16 protein-coding genes are annotated in these 16,558 nt (G+C 61.2%); 6 read left to right on the plus strand and 10 right to left on the minus strand.

Going from position 1 to position 16,558, the window contains the following annotated elements; translation table 11 throughout:
* Window positions 1-9 precede the first annotated feature (9 nt).
* The gene (locus QLG03_RS02060; RefSeq protein ID WP_023290323.1) at window positions 10-471 is read right to left on the minus strand and encodes a molybdopterin-dependent oxidoreductase; all 462 of its coding nucleotides are present in this window, start codon (window positions 469-471) and stop codon (window positions 10-12) included.
* A 341-nt stretch (window positions 472-812) separates the two neighbouring features.
* Between QLG03_RS02060 and shiA the strand changes: the two genes are divergently transcribed.
* Both shiA and QLG03_RS02070 read left to right on the plus strand, forming a co-directional pair.
* On the plus strand, window positions 813-2,132 hold the full coding sequence (shiA, locus tag QLG03_RS02065; RefSeq protein WP_023290324.1) for a shikimate transporter: 1,320 nt from the start codon (window positions 813-815) through the stop codon (window positions 2,130-2,132).
* Between the two features lie 46 nt (window positions 2,133-2,178).
* Window positions 2,179-2,919, plus strand: coding sequence for a lipoate-protein ligase A (locus QLG03_RS02070; RefSeq protein ID WP_085550906.1), 741 nt, complete (start codon window positions 2,179-2,181; stop codon window positions 2,917-2,919).
* Here the strand turns inward: QLG03_RS02070 and QLG03_RS02075 are convergent.
* Window positions 2,879-3,835, minus strand: a complete 957-nt coding sequence (locus QLG03_RS02075; RefSeq protein WP_255989184.1) for a LysR family transcriptional regulator — start codon at window positions 3,833-3,835, stop codon at window positions 2,879-2,881. The genes QLG03_RS02070 and QLG03_RS02075 overlap by 41 nt on opposite strands.
* A gap of 116 nt (window positions 3,836-3,951) precedes the next feature.
* Between QLG03_RS02075 and QLG03_RS02080 the strand changes: the two genes are divergently transcribed.
* On the plus strand, window positions 3,952-4,341 hold the full coding sequence (locus tag QLG03_RS02080; RefSeq protein ID WP_023290327.1) for a tautomerase family protein: 390 nt from the start codon (window positions 3,952-3,954) through the stop codon (window positions 4,339-4,341).
* A gap of 21 nt (window positions 4,342-4,362) precedes the next feature.
* On the opposite strand, the gene QLG03_RS02085 is transcribed toward QLG03_RS02080, so the two are convergent.
* Window positions 4,363-5,094, minus strand: coding sequence for an HPP family protein (locus QLG03_RS02085; protein WP_023290328.1), 732 nt, complete (start codon window positions 5,092-5,094; stop codon window positions 4,363-4,365).
* Window positions 5,095-5,293: 199 nt separating this feature from the next.
* Here QLG03_RS02085 and QLG03_RS02090 point away from each other — a divergent pair, with 199 nt between their 5' ends.
* Window positions 5,294-6,403: an adenosylhomocysteinase gene (locus tag QLG03_RS02090; RefSeq protein ID WP_004203536.1), complete on the plus strand. Its 1,110-nt coding sequence runs from the start codon at window positions 5,294-5,296 to the stop codon at window positions 6,401-6,403.
* A 44-nt stretch (window positions 6,404-6,447) separates the two neighbouring features.
* Here QLG03_RS02090 and cobT read toward each other — a convergent pair whose 3' ends face one another.
* The 6 genes from cobT to dacD all read right to left on the minus strand — a co-directional run bounded on the left by cobT (window position 6,448) and on the right by dacD (window position 12,065).
* Complete coding sequence (cobT, locus tag QLG03_RS02095) at window positions 6,448-7,515, minus strand: nicotinate-nucleotide--dimethylbenzimidazole phosphoribosyltransferase (protein ID WP_044524049.1); 1,068 nt, start codon at window positions 7,513-7,515, stop codon at window positions 6,448-6,450.
* A 27-nt stretch (window positions 7,516-7,542) separates the two neighbouring features.
* Window positions 7,543-8,283 carry an adenosylcobinamide-GDP ribazoletransferase gene (gene cobS, locus QLG03_RS02100; protein ID WP_044524051.1) on the minus strand — a complete coding sequence of 247 codons (741 nt, stop codon included), beginning with the start codon at window positions 8,281-8,283 and terminating at the stop codon, window positions 7,543-7,545.
* Between the two features lie 311 nt (window positions 8,284-8,594).
* Entirely contained in the window at window positions 8,595-8,918 is a 324-nt protein-coding gene (locus QLG03_RS02105) for a DUF496 family protein (RefSeq protein ID WP_002911883.1), read from the minus strand.
* A 167-nt stretch (window positions 8,919-9,085) separates the two neighbouring features.
* Entirely contained in the window at window positions 9,086-10,144 is a 1,059-nt protein-coding gene (locus QLG03_RS02110) for an FUSC family protein (protein ID WP_004203544.1), read from the minus strand.
* Window positions 10,145-10,242: 98 nt separating this feature from the next.
* On the minus strand, window positions 10,243-10,716 hold the full coding sequence (gene sbmC / locus QLG03_RS02115; protein ID WP_048336055.1) for a DNA gyrase inhibitor SbmC: 474 nt from the start codon (window positions 10,714-10,716) through the stop codon (window positions 10,243-10,245).
* Between the two features lie 185 nt (window positions 10,717-10,901).
* Window positions 10,902-12,065 (minus strand): serine-type D-Ala-D-Ala carboxypeptidase DacD, encoded by a 1,164-nt coding sequence (dacD, locus tag QLG03_RS02120; protein WP_023290332.1) that lies wholly within the window; start codon window positions 12,063-12,065, stop codon window positions 10,902-10,904.
* A 180-nt stretch (window positions 12,066-12,245) separates the two neighbouring features.
* On the opposite strand from dacD, the gene sbcB reads away from it, so the two are divergent.
* On the plus strand, window positions 12,246-13,670 hold the full coding sequence (gene sbcB / locus QLG03_RS02125) for an exodeoxyribonuclease I (RefSeq protein ID WP_023290333.1): 1,425 nt from the start codon (window positions 12,246-12,248) through the stop codon (window positions 13,668-13,670).
* 221 nt (window positions 13,671-13,891) lie between these two features.
* Here sbcB and fusA read toward each other — a convergent pair whose 3' ends face one another.
* Window positions 13,892-15,994 carry an elongation factor G gene (gene fusA, locus QLG03_RS02130; protein WP_032453436.1) on the minus strand — a complete coding sequence of 701 codons (2,103 nt, stop codon included), beginning with the start codon at window positions 15,992-15,994 and terminating at the stop codon, window positions 13,892-13,894.
* 240 nt (window positions 15,995-16,234) lie between these two features.
* Here fusA and QLG03_RS02135 point away from each other — a divergent pair, with 240 nt between their 5' ends.
* A complete protein-coding gene (locus QLG03_RS02135; RefSeq protein WP_023290335.1) occupies window positions 16,235-16,543 on the plus strand; it encodes a helix-turn-helix domain-containing protein in 309 nt (102 codons plus the stop codon).
* Window positions 16,544-16,558: the final 15 nt, after the last annotated feature.

The following is a 16,558-nucleotide window of genomic DNA, read 5'->3' on the forward strand; positions in this document are numbered from 1 at the left end:
ATCCGACCCTTACTCTATTATAATCTTAGAAACTTGCCAGGCCGATCGGGAATAATAGATCTGGTTCTGTAATTCAGCGCTGCTGTCGTAAGGGTAGACGATAAATAACGGGCCTTTATCCCGAACGCGCATATATTGGCCGTTCATTTTTAACGCCATAATGACCGGGAATTTATAAAAATCGTCCATCGGGATAATGGTGGTGTAGTCGTTGAGCGCCAGCACGCGGACGGATTGACCTTTAGCGCCGACTAAATCCATGAGTTTATTAAGGGGAATGCCGTCAAAACGGACCTTGCCGGTGTACCAGGGGGTGGTGGTTTCCACCGTCTTCATGCCCAGCTTTTCCAGCATCGCGAGATCAAAAACCGCCTTGTCACCGACGTTCGTATTTCCGATTTTGCCGGAAATGGTCAGTACAGGTTTTCCTGTCGGCGCAGGCAGTTTTTCAGCATAAGCAGAAGGCAACATGACAGAACAAAATAAAACTGCAAGAAGTAGACGCATTTAACTCACCATTCCAGAGAAGGAGACATGTTAAGTGTAAACCATTTACGTCAATTCTTAAAAGGTGCTCCTCTTTGTTATCCGTTGATTTAATTAAAAGTATAAGCTTGCTGGCAAATTGCCAGAATGTTGAGTAAAGGGTGTGATTTCGCCCGCCTTTCCGGTCGCTTATTTTTGCACCAGCTCGCCGCTTAGCAGGCAAACTACTTTCCTCCGCGGCCGCTGCGCGGTAGTCTCAGTGCAGACGCTACGCGAAAAGCGTCTCATTCCAATAACAACGAATTACGTGACTGACAGGACAGGGTATGGATTCAACAATAAGCGTGCAGCCCGGCGAGGCGCCGGATTCGCTGCATCGGGCCCGGCGGGCGGCATGGGGCAGCTTTGCCGGCGCCGTGGTAGACTGGTACGATTTTCTTCTCTATGGCATTACCGCCGCGCTGGTGTTCAACCGCGAATTTTTCCCGCAAATCAGCCCGGCGATGGGCACCCTTGCCGCGTTTGCCACCTTCGGCGTCGGGTTTCTTTTTCGCCCGCTGGGCGGGATTATCTTTGGCCACTTCGGCGACCGTCTCGGGCGCAAGCGGATGCTGATGATGACCGTCTGGATGATGGGTATCGCCACCGCCTGCATCGGCCTGCTCCCCTCATTCAGCCAGATCGGCTGGTGGGCGCCGGTGCTGCTGGTGTTCCTGCGGGCGGTTCAGGGCTTTGCCGTCGGCGGCGAATGGGGCGGCGCAGCGCTGCTCTCGGTGGAGAACGCGCCGAAGGGAAAAAAAGCCTTTTACAGCAGCGGGGTGCAGGTGGGCTACGGCGTCGGCCTGCTGCTCTCCACCGGGCTGGTATCGCTGATCAGCAGCCTGACCACCGACGAGCAGTTCCTCAGCTGGGGCTGGCGCTTACCCTTCCTGTTCAGCGTGGCGCTGGTCCTGATTGCGCTGTGGATCCGTAACGGTATGGCCGAATCGCAGGAGTTTGAAGCCCAGCAGAGCCAGGCCAACGCGCCGCAGGTGAAAAAGCGACTGCCGGTGGTGGAAGCCCTGCTTCGCCATCCCGGGGCGTTTTTACTGATTATTGCCCTGCGGTTGTGCGAACTGCTGACCATGTACATCGTCACCGCCTTCGCCCTCAACTACTCGACGCAAAACCTCGGCCTGCCGCGCGAGTTGTTCCTCAACATCGGCCTGCTGGTGGGCGGCCTCAGCTGTCTGACTATCCCCTGCTTCGCCTGGCTGGCAGACCGCTTTGGCCGTCGGCGGATCTATATTACCGGGGCGCTGATCGGCACGCTGAGCGGTTTTCCGTTCTTTATGGCGCTGGAGAGTCAGTCCGTTTTCTGGATCCTGTTCTTCGCCCTGATGCTGGCCAATATCGCCCATGATATGGTGGTCTGCGTCCAGCAGCCGATGTTTACCGAGCTGTTCGGCGCCAGCTATCGCTATAGCGGCGCCGGCGTCGGCTACCAGGTGGCGAGCGTGGTCGGCGGCGGCTTTACGCCCTTTATCGCCGCGGCGCTGGTCACCTTCTCCGGGGGCTCCTGGCACAGCGTGGCCCTCTATCTGACCGCGGGATGCCTGCTGTCAGCGCTCACCGCGCTACTGATGAAAAAGCATACTGTCGACTGACCAGCCTTCGGAAGGCGCGACCCGCGCCCTCCGGTAAGGAGAACGCATGTCTCTGTTGCCCCTGGCCGACTGCTGGCCACGCCGCTTTACCCCCGCCTCACTGGCGCTGCAGTTTTGCGAGGACCCCACCCAGGCGGAACAACCGCTGTTTGCCAAAGCCGGCGCCGGCGAGGCCGTCGCCCAGCTCTGGCAGGCGCCGCAGGGATTCGTGGTGCCGGGGAGCTATCGTCAGTTTGCGGACCTGCCGGCGGTCAGTGCGCGTTTTGCCGCGCGGGGCTGGCCGGTATGGCTGCGCCGCTCCGGGGGCGGTCTGGTGCCCCAGGGGCCGGGGATTATCAACCTCAGCCTCGCCTGGCCGGTGCAGCAGCCGCTCGGCGAGGCCGCCGAACCCATCTATCACTCGCTGTGCGTTGTGCTGCAGCGCACCCTCGCGCGCTTCGGCGTTGCCAGCCACGCCCGGGCGGTGAGCGGTTCCTTTTGCGATGGCCGGTATAACCTCGCCTGCGGAGAGGGAGAGGAGGCGCGCAAGATTGTCGGTACCGCCCAGTACTGGCGGCCGCAGACGGCGAGCGGCGGCCATGTGGTGCTGGCCCATGCGGTGATCCTTATTGACGCCGACCTTAGCGCGGCGCATCAGGCGGCGAACGCCTTCGAAGCGCAGCTCGGCAGCGGGCGGGTCTACCGCGCCGACAAAACCGTCACCCTGGCGCAGTTGCTTCCCGGCGAGCGCCATCTGCTCCCCCGCTTCAGCGAGGCGCTGGCCCGGGAGCTGGACGCGGCTCGCTGAAGGTCGCTTTCAGGTAGCGGCTAAAGGTCTCCACCGCGCGCGACACCCGCGGAGTATAGGGCCGGATGACGTACAGCCGATCGGCGAACACCTCCACCGGCTGCCACGCCGGCAGCAGCTCCTGCACCAGCCCGCGGCCGATAGCCTCCCGGGCGCTAAAATCCGGCAGCAGCGCCACCCCCAACCCCGCCAGCACCGCATCGCGCAGCGACTCGCTGTTGTTGGTGGCGAACGGCCCCTGCACGTTGATGGTCACCCGCTCATCGGGCGTCTGGCGGGAGGCGAACGTCCAGTGCGGGCGCTGGGGCCCACGGGGATAGGTCAGGCACTGGTGTTGACGCAGATCGTCGGGCGTCTCCGGGCGGCCATGGCGGCGAATATAGTCGGCGGATGCGACGATCAGCGTGGCCGTGTGGCACAGCGGCCAGGCGACGTGGGTGTTCGGGAGCGCCTCGCGCCGACAGTGGCGGATGGCGAGGTCGAACCCTTCGCTGCCGAGAGAGACCAGCCGGTCGGTCACCTCCAGCTGCAGATGCAGCTGGGGATGTTGATGTAAAAAGGGCGCGATCGCCGGCACCAGCTGCTGACGGGAAAAGGCCACCGGCGCGGTCAGGCGCAACGTCCCCCGCAGCGGTCCGCCCTCATCGCAGGCGCCGGTGAAAATATCCCGCAGCTGGCCAAACGGCTCACTGAGCTCCGCCACCAGCCGCAGCCCGTCGTCGCTGAGGCTGACGCTGCGAGTGGTGCGATGGACCAGCGTTTTACCGGTCACCCGCTCCAGCTCGCTGATTTTCTGGCTGATGGCCGACTTGCTGATCCCCAGCTTTTCCGCGGCCCGGGTATAGCTTTTCTGCTCTTCCAGCACCGTCAGCCAGTAAAGATGGGCCCAGTAACTCTCCGGACGACTCTCGCTCATATTGATTGTTCACCAGTAAAAACAATGTATTCAACTATAGCGGTTTTTGCCCGCGACGGCATCGGCTAGCATCCATATCAGACAGCGATTATTCCCTAACGATAAGGACCACCTGCATGCCATTACTGACATTTGACCTGATTGAAGGCCGTACGGAACAGGAGATCAGAACCTTGCTGGATGCCGCTCATCGCGCCGTGCTGCGCGCCTTCGAGGTACCGGAACGCGACCGCTACCAGATTGTTCACGAAAACAAAGCCCACCATATGGTGATTGAAGACACCGGCCTCGGACTGACCCGCACGCGGGATCAGGTGGTGGTGCGGGTCTATACCAGCCCGCGCAGCGACGCGCAGAAGCAGCGTTTCTTCGCCATTCTGCAGGAGGAGCTGGCGGAGCACTGCGGCCTGAGCGGCGATGATGTGATGGTGTCGATTATCAGCAACCAGAAAGGCGACTGGAGTTTTGGCCGCGGGGTCGCGCAGTATCTTACCGGCGATCTCTAACCCGCGGCCGGGAGGGCGCTGTCAGCGGCGGCCAGCCGCCGCGATGCGCTGGCGCGCCTGCTGTTCGATATTTTCCAGCAGTTCCTGGACATCGTCTTCGTCAATGTCGAGGAACTGGCCTTCCAGCAGGGCGGCGTGAATATCTTCCCGGGTAACCGAAATGCCCAGCGGCACCGCACGGGATTTGACCTCCTCCGCCGCCAGCGGATGGGGGTAGCGGCGGCCAACCAGATTGTTAAACACGATGGCCAGCAGCGCCAGCATCAGCGAGTTGAGCAGCACCGGCGTCAACACAAAGTGATAGCCTTCGCTGTGCACCCCGGCGCCGCCGAGGATCGCCGTCAGGGCCACCGCGCCGCCGGGAGGATGCAGGCAGCGCAGAAAATACATCCCGGCGATGGCCAGCGCCGCCGCCAGCCCGCAGGCCAGCGCCGGGTCGGGCACCAGCATACCCACCGTGACGCCGATCAGCGCCGACAGCACATTGCCGCCGACAATCGACCACGGCTGCGCCAGCGGACTGCTCGGCACGCCAAACAGGAGTACCGCCGATGCGCCCATGGGGGCAATAAACCACAGGTTGACTTCGCCGAGCAGCCAGTGGCTGAACATGCTGGTCACCGCCAGCCCGGTACCGGCGCCGATGGAGCCCAGCACAATATGCCGACGAGCCACCGGCAGCGCGTGCGGCTTCAGCCGCCCAAGGAAAATCCGCAGCCGTGAAAACAGGCCTGCGGGAATAACGCTCAACATCGCTTTATCGCTCAGATCATAGGAGTTACTTATATTTTATTTTCTTTTTTTAACCTTACATTAACAACCCTGTATTTAGCAGGGGATCGCGCGGGCGGCGATTTCCGGGCGGCGCAGGGCTGTGAATTCTCGCCTGGGCTGATAGAATCCCTTTTCTGTCAGGGGGATACCCCTTTTGCGAACTGAAGGTCATAACCCAGTGAATAATAAAATCTCTTTAGCGAAAGAAGTGGCATGGGCCAGCCAGAATATGCCGCGTACCCTGCGTCAGGTCGCCGCCCTGCCCGACCTCAGCGGCGTCCGCCTTGCCTGCTGTATGCACCTCGACATGAAAATGATCCCGCTGGTGCAGGGGATCCTCGACAAGGGCGCTCAGGTCTTTTTAACCACCTGTAACCCCACCACCGTGCAGGACGACGTGGTGGCCTGGCTGGTGGAGCGCGGCGCCGAGGCCTGCGCCTGGCGCAATATGAGCGATGCCGACTGGCAACAGTCATGGGAAAAAGCGATCGCCTGGCAGCCCACTCACCTGTGCGAAATGGGGGCCGATATCACCACCCTCCTTCACCAGCGCGGCGAGTTCGGCAACATCGTGGCGGGTCTGGAAGCCACCGGCTCCGGCGTCAATCGGCTGGGGGATATTCAGCCCGGCTATCCGATCTTTAACTGGGACGATCTGCCGGTCAAAGAGGGGCTGCATAACCGCCATATGGTCGGACTCACCGCCTGGCACACCTTCTTCCAGACCACTCATCTCACCCTGCATGAGAAAAAAGTGCTGGTGATCGGCTACGGCCTGGTTGGCCAGGGCGTCGCGGCGGCGGCAAAAGCCTTTGGCGGCCAGGTGATGGTGGCGGAGATCGATCCTGCCCGTCGCCTGCAGGCGGCCTATGACGGCTGGCACGTGGTCGATCTGCAGGAGGCTATCGCCTCGGCGGACGTGGTAGCCACCGCGACAGGCGGTAAAAACGTGGTTAATCGCCAGGCGCTGGACCGGGCGAAAGCGGGCGTGTTTATCCTTAACGTCGGCCACGTGGCGGAAGAGATCGACGGCGAGTACCTGCGCCAGTACCCTCAGGAAGAGGTGATGCCGTATATCAACGCCTACCGCATGGCTGACAAAACCGTCTACCTGATGGCCAATGGCTCGATGCTCAACCTGACCGCCGGCTTCGGCGACAGCCTTAACGCCTTTGACGTCACCCTGGCGGTGATGGCCAGCGGTATCGGCCATATTGTCAGCGACGGTATGCGCGCCCCGGCGCAGGTTTACCTGCTGCCGCAGGCGGTCTGGCAGCAGGCGCTGTAAACCCGGCGCACCGTCCCCCCTCCTCGAGACGATGCGCTTTATCATCAGGACGCTGGCGCGCTGTCGGGCAGCACAATGTTGCTCTGCGCCAGGGTCCCCATCTGGTGGTACATCGCGCTGGCGGCATCCAGCAGGTGCATGGCCAGCGCCGCGCCGCTGCCCTCCCCCAGGCGCATGTCCATATCGAGATACGGGCGCAGACCCAGCGCGTCGAGGGCGATCCGCGCCCCTTTCTCCGCCGACAGGTGCGAAGGGATAAGATACGGGTGCGCCGCCGGGGCCATGCGGCAGGCCGCCAGAGCCGAAGCGTAGGAGAGGAAGCCATCCAGCACCACCGGCAGGCCGCAGGAGGCCGCCCCGAGGATCACCCCGGTCATACCCACCAGATCAAAACCGCCCACCTTAGCCAGCACGTCCAGCCCGTCCGCCGGGTTCGGTTGGTTATGAGCGATCGCCTGGCGCACCACCGCCACCTTATGGCCCCGCTGCGCCAGCGGCAGATTGGCCCCGCAGCCCACCACCGCGTCGGGGTCGCTGCCGGTCAGGACGCTGATCGTCGCAGCGGCCGGGGTGGTATTGGCCATCCCCAGCTCCCCCACGCCAAAGACGTTCACCCCGTCGGCGGCGAGCTGGCGGGCGAAACGCATGCTGGCCAGCAGCACCGTCTCCGCCTGCTGACGGCTCATCGCCGCCGTCCGGGCGATATTCCCGCTACCGCGGGCCACCTTGAGGTTGATCAGGCCCGGCAGCGGCTCGGCGTCGATGCCGACATCCACCACCTCCACTCTCACGCCGGCCTGCGCCGCCAGCACGCAGACGCCGGTATTGCCCCGCACCATATTGCCGGCATGAATGGCCGTCACCGCCTGCGGGGAAGGGGTCACGCCTTCATGCCAGACGCCGTGGTCGGCGCACATGACCACGATGGCTTTTTCAGTCAGCGCCAGCTGCCCCTGCAGCCCCGGCAGACCGGCCAGCTGTACCGCCAGGCTCTCCAGACGGCCAAGGCTGCCGGGCGGCTTTAACAGGCCATCAATATGCTGCTGCGCGCGCGCCATGCCCGTCACATCGGGCTGCGGAATGGCAGCCAGTAACGCCGAAAGTGTTTCCATTCTGTTCCTCACCGTTGATGCCAGGCCTTACAGTAGCGCCAGTAAAAAGAGTAATTCACCCAGCTCGATCGCCGCTCCGAGGGTATCCCCGGTCTGCCCGCCGAGGGTTCGCTTCAGCGCCCACCCCAGACCCCAGATCAGCACCAGGGCGATCAGCGCGGCGCGCAGCCCATGCAGCCCCAGCAGGGTGGTGGCCAGCGCGATCGCCAGCGCCATCGTCACCAGCGTCTGCTGCAGGCTAATTTTGCCAATAAACAGATTGCCCAGCCCTTTTTCCCGCGCATAGCGATGGCGATACATCAGCAGCACCGCCATTCCGCGACCGACGGCGCAGGCCGCCGCCAGCGCCGCGATGGGGTTGACATCGCGCAGCAGCAGTTCGCCGACCACCAGCACCTTCGCCACCAGCACAAAAATCAGCGCCAGCCCGCCGTGGGTACCCAGCCGGCTGTCGCGCATGATCTCCAGCATTCGATCGCGGGTGCGGGCGGAGAAGATGCCGTCGCAGGTATCGGCCAGCCCGTCAAGGTGAAATCCGCCGGTGAGCAGCGCCAGCGCCAGCGCGCCGAACAGCGCCGCCAGCGGGACGCCGCACCACGGCTGCAGGAGGTACACCACCGCGCCGGCGATGGCGCCGAGCAGTAAACCGACCAGCGGGAAGGTGACGATACTGCGCTGGTACTGTTCGATCTCCAGGCCCTGAGATAACCGCGCCGGGACCGGCAGACGGCTGATAAACGAGAGTGCGGCAAAGAATGACTTAATCACGTGGGGTTGACTCCTGTCGGCGAAAGCAGCGGAAGAGATTCTGTCGCGCCCGGTCAGCACCTGAGTTTGTCTTCTGGCGAATCGATCGTCGGAGAGGTGAGAGGTGTTGAGATATCGCCCTGACGCCGCTGCGTCAGATGCCCGGCCAGGATGAGAGAAACCTTTCCGATATCAATACGTTTTCGCGGGGCAGTATAGCAAAGAGTCGGTGGAGAGAGGCAGTTGCCGGGACAAAGTTTTCGCAGAAAAAGAGACGGGAGGTGGTAGTGCAGAACAGCCCGGCGACGCTGACCGCCGCCGGACAGCTGGGATTAGCCTTCGACTTTGGCTTCACCCATCACTTTCAGTTTTTTAGAGATGTCGCGGCGCTCTTTGGACAGCTCGGCATTCTTGATGATGTAGTCATCAACGCGGTCTTCGTAATCGCTCTTCATGCTGGCGATGATGCCCTGGATGGCTTCCACGCTCATGCCCGGTTTGATGTAGTCGCTGAGGTTGTCCAGCAGCAGAACGCGCTTCTGGTTATCACGGATCTTTTTCTCAACGTCCTGAATTTCACGCTGCAGTTTGTTCTTACGACGGTACAGACGAACAAACTCCAGTACGTCCTGGAAAGAAGGCTTAGTTGTTTCCATTTTTACACCCCTAATAATTGAGATTCGGATTCGTAAAGCGACTGCGTTATAGGGCTAACATAACTGCTAGCAGTCGCTGATGACAATGTTTTTTCCTTTGCGTTTATCATAACCCTAAACGCTGCTGAATCGAAACAACCCGTGCAGTTACCCGGTGCATCTGGTGCTTATTTGCGCAACGCGCGGCAGATCAGATGCGACAGCAGCTCCAGCTGGCGCGCCAGTTCAATAGAGAGCCAAACATAGCCATGGATCGGGGTTTCCGCCAGGCTATCGTCACCCTGCTCTTTCATCAGCTGGCGCAGTTCGAGGACGATTTCATTCAGCTTTTCATTATTGGCGCGCACAGGCTGAGGGTTCCCTTCGTACAGCGCGTGGGCGATGGCCAACAGCGTCTGCTGGGTCATCTGCTGCGTCTCCCGCAGGGTGTGCGCATTGAGCATGACGAAGTGGCCCGGACGGGTTGCCCACCAGGCGTTGATCTGCAGCTCCAGCATGCACACGAGGTTGCGGCTGACGGTCTGGATAGCCTCGAAGATCGCCTTCTGGATGTGCGTCTCTTTGCTGGCGGGGGTGATCAGCCCGCGCATTTTGACGACGTCGTTGAGCGCCTGTTGGAGATGCTTTTCCAGCCGCGGCCGATCCACCAGATTTGGCGAGAAGCCGGCCTGGTAGAGGCGGTTGAAGTTGGTGACGTAGCTGGCCATCTGGATGCGCCAGTGGATAAACGCCCGCTGCGGCCAGATACCGGTAAACAGCATCGCCAGCAGCGAGCCGAAGATCACGTCGCCGCTTCGCCACAGGGCGGTATGCATATCGCCCGGCGGCGCCCCGACCACCACCGACAGGGTGATGCCGATCAGCAGCGCCTGATAGGGTTTCTTGCCCAGCGCCAGCCAGCCGCAGAGGAACATCGCCGCCGCGCACCAGAGGACCATCAGCGGCAGGGAGATAAGCTCAAGCTTCAGCGCCACCAGCCCCAGCGCCGAGCCGAGGATCGTGCCGCCGATGCGCTGAAACGCCCGCGGCACGACGTTGCCCCAGAAGGAGATCGGCCCCATCACCACCACCAGGGTGATGAGAGGCCAGGTCCCCTCAGGCACGTTCAGCAGCCGCACCAGCAAAAAGGTGAGCACAAAGGCCAGCGCAATCCGCACACCATGCACCACCCGATAATGGCGATACAAGCGGATCTCAAATGGCTTGAGTGATTTATCAGCGCGCACAACCCTCTCCGGCAAAACGAAAAGGCCAATTGTAACTGCTTTTTCGCCCGGAGCGTGCCGGGAATGTAAAAATCCTTGTCCGGAACAGGGGTAAATCGCTACGACGCGACGCGGGCGACGGGAACATACATGTCGATATCCCAGTAGCCGTCGTGGTTGCCGTCGTTAAGATAGACCTCAAAGCAGGGCTGGGGGGCGATGCGATACGCCGTGCTCTGCAGCAGGCTGTCGAAAAACTGCCTCCACGGGGTGGCGAAGTCGTGATCCACCACCCGCGCGCGGGCACAGGCGTAATCCCCGCCGGCAATCGCCGTTATGATCACCCCTTCGCTGTTGGCGGGAATGACGTAATCCTCGTCAACGGCGACCACGGTGGCACAGCGCAGTTTTTCCGCCGGCACGTCCTCCGGGTTATCGTAGTAGACGGCAAGCCACTCGCGGGCGGGCACCTGCCGGCCCTCAACCCACATCATCAGTTGCTCAAACCCCTGCCTGACGGTTTGATCCCAGGGCCCGACCAGATGGAAACCGGCAATGGTTTTCTTGCCGAGGGGGGTGACGCTGTAGTTCATCTTGCCTCCTTCGTGAACAAATTACTGTATAAATGTACAGCCAATCTAGCAGGAGATCCCCCCTCAGTATGTGCGCGAATTCACAGAGTCGCCATTGCGGCTGATGAAAAAAACGGCGATGTTGTCACCGCGTCTGCCGGGCGGCAGGCGAAAAAAAACCGCCTGCAAAGAGGCGGTTGGCGTGGTTACAGCTCGTGGTGCAGGTAATCGCTCATTCGCGAGAACACCCCGCCTTTATTAATGCTTTCGAGGGTGACCAGCGGATAGTGGCCCACGACCTTGTCGCCGTCATACAGCGAAATCTCGCCGACCCGCTGGTTGGCGGCGATCGGCGCCTCCAGATCCTTTTTATCCAGCACGTATTTCGCCTTAATCCGCGACACTTCCGCCTTCGGCAGCGCTAACCAGAAATCCTGATCGGTGCCGAGCTTAATCTGCTCTTTATCGCCGTACCAGATGCGCTCGCTGCCGACCTTCTGCCCCTTCTGCAGCACCTGCACGGTGTCGAAGTTCTGCTGCCCCCAGTGCAGCAATTTCGCGGCCTGCTGCTCGCGGCCTTTCGGGCTGTCGGCCCCCATCACCACGGCGATCAGTCGGCGCTGGCCATCCACCGCCGAGGCGATCAGGTTAAACCCGGCGCCCGACGTGTGGCCGGTTTTCAGGCCATCGACGTTCAGGGTTTTATCCCACAGCAGACCGTTACGGTTTTGCTGGGTAATGCCGTTCCACGTCAGGCTTTTCTGGCTGTACATGTGGTAGACGTCAGGCTCGCCATGGATAATCGCCCGCGACAGCACCGCCAGGTCATAGGCCGAACTATGCTGGCCCGGGGCATCGAGGCCGTGGACGGTTTCGAAATGGGTATCCTGCAGATGCAGTTTTTCGACATACTGATTCATCAGGGCGACAAACTGCGGCTGACCGCCGGCGACATAGTCGGCCAGCGCGACGCAGGCGTCGTTGCCGGAGTCGACAATCAGCCCGCGGCTGAGGTCGCGGACGCTGACGCGATCCCCTGGCTTTAAGAACATCAGGGATGACCCGTCGAACACCGGGTTGCCCTTCGCCCAGGCGTCTTTCCCCACGGTGACGATATCGTCAAAGGTGATACGATGGCTGTCGATGGCGCGATCGACCACGTAGCCGGTCATTAATTTGGTCAGGCTGGCAGGATTGCGCTGCTGATGTTCGTTACCCGCGGTCAGTACCTGACCGGTGGTGTAATCCATCAGCACCCAGGAGCCAGCCTGAATGGAAGGCGGCGCGACCGTAGCAGGTAAGTCGACGGCAAATGCGCAGGAAACGCTCGAAGCGAGCAAAGATACAGCAATAAACAAACGGCCTTTCAACGGCATATCCTCTAGATTTACAGATCCGCCGTCCTTTTTACGGAACTTCGCGTTTCATATCAGGGTTTAATTGCAAGAAAATATGACACGGCGGAGGATGTTGCTTGCCGTTACCCTTCTGATGACCGGGCAAATCGTTTACCATACCGGTCGCACGCCACCACGGATAATGAACAGACTATGCAAGACAGCGTCAACCAGCCCGGATTTTTATTCCACGATTATGAAACCTTCGGCACCAGCCCTTCCCTTGACCGGCCGGCGCAGTTCGCCGCCATCCGCACCGACGCGGAGTTAAACGTGCTGGGCGAGCCCGAGGTGTTTTACTGCAAGCCCGCTGACGATTACCTGCCGCAGCCGCAGGCGGTAATGATCACCGGGATCACCCCGCAGGAAGCGCTGGCCAAAGGGGATAACGAGGCCGCGTTTGCCCGCCGCATCCACGATCTGTTCACGGTGCCGCAAACCTGCATCGTCGGCTATAACAACGTGCGCTTTGATGACGAAGTGACGCGGAATATCTTCTATCGCAACTTCTATGACCCTTATGCCTGGAGCTGGCAGCACGATAACTCGCGCTGGGATCTGCTCGACGTGATGCGCGCCTGCTATGCCCTGCGTCCGGAAGGGATCGCCTGGCCGGAAAATGACGAGGGTCTGCCGAGCTTCCGCCTTGAACATCTGACCGTCGCCAACGGTATTGAACACCAGAACGCCCATGACGCGATGGCCGACGTGTACGCCACCATCGCCATGGCGAAGCTGGTGAAAACCCGGCAACCGCGGCTGTTTGACTATCTCTACAGCCACCGCAATAAGCGCAAGCTGGCGACGCTCATCGACGTGCCGCAGATGAAGCCGCTGGTGCATGTCTCCGGCATGTTCGGCGCCGCGCGCGGCAACACCAGCCTGGTGGCGCCCCTGGCCTGGCATCCGGAAAACCGCAATGCGGTGATTATGGTCGATCTGGCGGGGGATATGGCGCCGCTGCTGGAGCTGGATGCGGACGCCCTGCGCGAGCGGCTTTACACCCCGCGCGCCGAGCTTGGCGATCTGCCGGCGGCGCCGATCAAGCTGGTGCATCTCAATAAATGTCCGGTGCTGGCTCAGGCCAATACCCTGCGCCCGCAGGATGCCGACCGGCTGGGGATCTCCATTCAGCGCTGTCTGGAGAATGCCCAGCTGCTGCGGGCGAATCCGCAGGTGCGGGAGAAAGTGGTGGCGGTGTATGCCGAAGCCGAGCCGTTCGTGCCGTCCGAAAACGTCGACGCCCAGCTTTACAATGGGTTCTTTAGCGATGCCGACCGCGCGGCGATGAAAATCGTGCTGGAAACGGAACCGCGCAATCTGCCGGCGCTGGATATCACCTTCGCCGACAAGCGCATCGAACGCCTGCTGTTTAACTACCGGGCGCGCAACTTTCCCGGCACGCTCGATGAAGCCGAGCAGCAGCGCTGGTTAGAGCACCGTCGTCAGGTATTTACGCCTGAGTTTTTGCAGGCCTATGCCGATGAACTGCAGATGCTGTATCAGCAGTATGCGGATGATAAAGAGAAGCTGGCGCAGCTGAAGGCGCTGTGGCAGTACGCACAGGATATTGTCTGATTGGCTAAAATTCCCGGGTTGCGGCTACCGCCTTACCCGGGCTACAAACGATGACCGGGGAGGACACCTGACCGTAGGCCCGCGCAAGCGCAGCGCCGCCGGGCATTGCATCCCCGGTTCGTGCTTACCTTTTTGCCCGGGGGCGGCTTCGCCTTACCGGGCCTGGGCGCTGGTACCAGAGTAGCCCGGGTAAGGCGAAGCCGCTACCCGGGATGACTGGCTTAACTTTTCGCGCGGCTGGCGATGATTTCATCCGCTACGTTGCGCGGCGCTTCCGCGTAGTGGTGGAACTCCATGCTATAGGTTGCTCGTCCCTGAGACATCGAGCGCAGCGTGGTGGAATAACCAAACATCTCCGCCAGCGGCACATCGGCGCGGATGATCTGGCTGCCGAAGCGCTCTTCCATCCCCTGCACCATCCCGCGACGGGAAGAGAGATCGCCCATGATATTCCCGGCGTACTCTTCCGGCGTTTCCACCTCCACGTGCATCACCGGCTCAAGGATCACCGGGTCCGCTTTGCGCGCCCCTTCCCGGAAGCCGAAGATCGCCGCCATACGGAACGCCATCTCCGAGGAGTCCACATCGTGGTACGATCCGAAGGTCAGGGTCGCTTTCACGTCAACCACCGGATAGCCCGCCAGCACGCCCGTGCCCATCGCTTCGCGCAGCCCTTTCTCCACGGAAGGGATGTACTCGCGCGGCACTACCCCGCCTTTGGTGGCGTCCTCGAAGACGAAACCGCTGCCCGGCTCCAGCGGCTCAAGGGTCAGCACGACGTGCCCGTACTGTCCTTTACCGCCGGACTGGCGCACAAATTTTCCCTCCACGTCCGTCACTTTCTTGCGCAGGGTTTCGCGGTAGGTGACCTGCGGACGACCAATGTTGGCCTCGACGTTAAACTCGCGCTTCATCCGGTCGACAATGATCTCCAGATGCAGCTCGCCCATGCCGGAGATAATCGTCTGGCCGGACTCTTCATCGGTATGCAGACGGAACGACGGATCTTCCGCCGCCAGCCGCTGCAGCGCGATGCCCATTTTTTCCTGGTCCGCTTTGGTCTTCGGCTCAATCGCCAGCGAAATCACCGGCTCCGGAAACTCCATCCGCTCAAGGGTAATCACCGCATCCGGGTCGCATAACGTATCGCCGGTAGTGACATCCTTCAGCCCAACGCAGGCCGCGATATCCCCGGCGTGCAGTTCGTCCACTTCGTGGCGATCGTTGGCCTGCATCAGGACGATACGCCCGATGCGCTCTTTCTTGCCCTTCACCGGGTTCCATACCGCATCGCCTTTCTTCAGCGTCCCGGAGTAGACGCGGATAAAGGTCAACTGGCCGACGTAGGGGTCGGTCATCAGTTTGAACGCCAGCGCCGACAGCGGCTCATCGTCGCTCGGATGGCGTTCCGCCGGCTGGCCTTTCTCATCCACGCCCTGTATCGCCGGAATATCCAGCGGCGACGGCATCAGCTCCACCACCGCGTCGAGCATGCGCTGCACACCTTTGTTTTTAAAGGCGCTACCGCAGAGCACCGCCTGGATTTCACCCTTCACCGTGCGCTGGCGCAGACCGGCGACGATCTCCGCCTCGTCCAGCTCGCCGGTTTCGAGGTATTTATCCATCAGCGCGTCGCTGGCCTCCGCCGCCGCCGAGACCATTTTCTCCCGCCACTCGCGGGCAGTCGCCAGCAGATCGTCAGGGACCGGTCCGTAGCTGAAGGTCATGCCCTGGGTGGCGTCATCCCACAGGATGGCGCGCATTTTCACCAGGTCGACGACGCCGGTGAAATGCTCTTCGGCGCCAATGGGGATGACAATCGGCACCGGGTTGGCCTTCAGGCGGTCGATCATCATCTGCACCACGCGGAAGAAGTCCGCGCCGGGGCGGTCCATCTTGTTGACGAAGGCCAGCCGCGGGACATGGTATTTATTCGCCTGGCGCCAGACGGTCTCCGACTGGGGCTGCACCCCGCCGACAGAGTCATACACCATCACCGCGCCGTCGAGCACGCGCATGGAACGTTCCACCTCAATGGTGAAATCCACGTGCCCCGGGGTGTCGATGATATTGATCCGGTGCGGCTCGAAGCTGCGGTCCATACCCGGCCAGAAGCAGCTCACCGCCGCCGAGGTAATGGTGATCCCGCGCTCTTGCTCCTGGGCCATCCAGTCGGTGGTTGCCGCGCCATCGTGTACTTCACCCAGCTTATGGCTCATCCCGGTGTAAAACAGGATGCGCTCGGTGGTGGTGGTTTTACCGGCATCGATATGCGCGGAGATACCGATGTTGCGATAACGTTCGAGGGGGATGGGTCGGGGCATGATGCGTCCTTAGTCGTTTTGACTGTCAGTCTGCGGTCGGAATGATCCGCAGTTCATTTTACTGCCGCTTATGATAGTACAATTGTACGAGTATATTCGAACTATTTTTACTATTATTATGATTGGTCAGGTTGCGGCGGCGCGCGTGGCATGCGAACAGGAGTTTGGGTATAGTAGCCGCCAGCCGCCGATACGGGCTGCGACCGCCATGCGCCGCGCCACCGCCGACACAGGATTATTATGATCGCCAATCACCCTGAACGAGAACAAATTCGCCTGGAAAATGTCCTTTCCGCGCTCGGCAACCCGCTGCGACTGGAGATCATCCGCACGCTGGCCGACGGCAGCGAGCAGAGCTGTAACGCTCTGCGTCAGGAAGAGGTGGCCAAGTCCACCATGACCCACCACTGGCGCGTCCTGCGCGACAGCGGTGTGATCTGGCAGCGGCCTCAGGGACGGGAGAATATGATTTCACTGCGCCGGGAAGATCTGGACGCCCGTTTTCCCGGCCTGCTGGATACGCTGCTGAACGTGATGCAGCAGTCGTGAATCGCTAACCTGCTG

It is taken from the genome of Klebsiella sp. V115_8, assembly GCF_029967715.1.
Classification (GTDB): domain Bacteria; phylum Pseudomonadota; class Gammaproteobacteria; order Enterobacterales; family Enterobacteriaceae; genus Klebsiella; species Klebsiella quasipneumoniae.

Coding starts and splice junctions, on each gene's coding strand:
- QLG03_RS02060 (WP_023290323.1), bottom strand. CDS start 471: ATGTTGCCTTCTGCTTATGCTGAAAAACTGCCTGCGCCGACAGGAAAA.
- shiA (WP_023290324.1), top strand. CDS start 813: ATGGATTCAACAATAAGCGTGCAGCCCGGCGAGGCGCCGGATTCGCTG.
- QLG03_RS02070 (WP_085550906.1), top strand. CDS start 2,179: ATGTCTCTGTTGCCCCTGGCCGACTGCTGGCCACGCCGCTTTACCCCC.
- QLG03_RS02075 (WP_255989184.1), bottom strand. CDS start 3,835: ATGAGCGAGAGTCGTCCGGAGAGTTACTGGGCCCATCTTTACTGGCTG.
- QLG03_RS02080 (WP_023290327.1), top strand. CDS start 3,952: ATGCCATTACTGACATTTGACCTGATTGAAGGCCGTACGGAACAGGAG.
- QLG03_RS02085 (WP_023290328.1), bottom strand. CDS start 5,094: ATGTTGAGCGTTATTCCCGCAGGCCTGTTTTCACGGCTGCGGATTTTC.
- cobT (WP_044524049.1), bottom strand. CDS start 7,515: ATGGAAACACTTTCGGCGTTACTGGCTGCCATTCCGCAGCCCGATGTG.
- QLG03_RS02105 (WP_002911883.1), bottom strand. CDS start 8,918: ATGGAAACAACTAAGCCTTCTTTCCAGGACGTACTGGAGTTTGTTCGT.
- sbmC (WP_048336055.1), bottom strand. CDS start 10,716: ATGAACTACAGCGTCACCCCCCTCGGCAAGAAAACCATTGCCGGTTTC.
- sbcB (WP_023290333.1), top strand. CDS start 12,246: ATGCAAGACAGCGTCAACCAGCCCGGATTTTTATTCCACGATTATGAA.
- fusA (WP_032453436.1), bottom strand. CDS start 15,994: ATGCCCCGACCCATCCCCCTCGAACGTTATCGCAACATCGGTATCTCC.
- QLG03_RS02135 (WP_023290335.1), top strand. CDS start 16,235: ATGATCGCCAATCACCCTGAACGAGAACAAATTCGCCTGGAAAATGTC.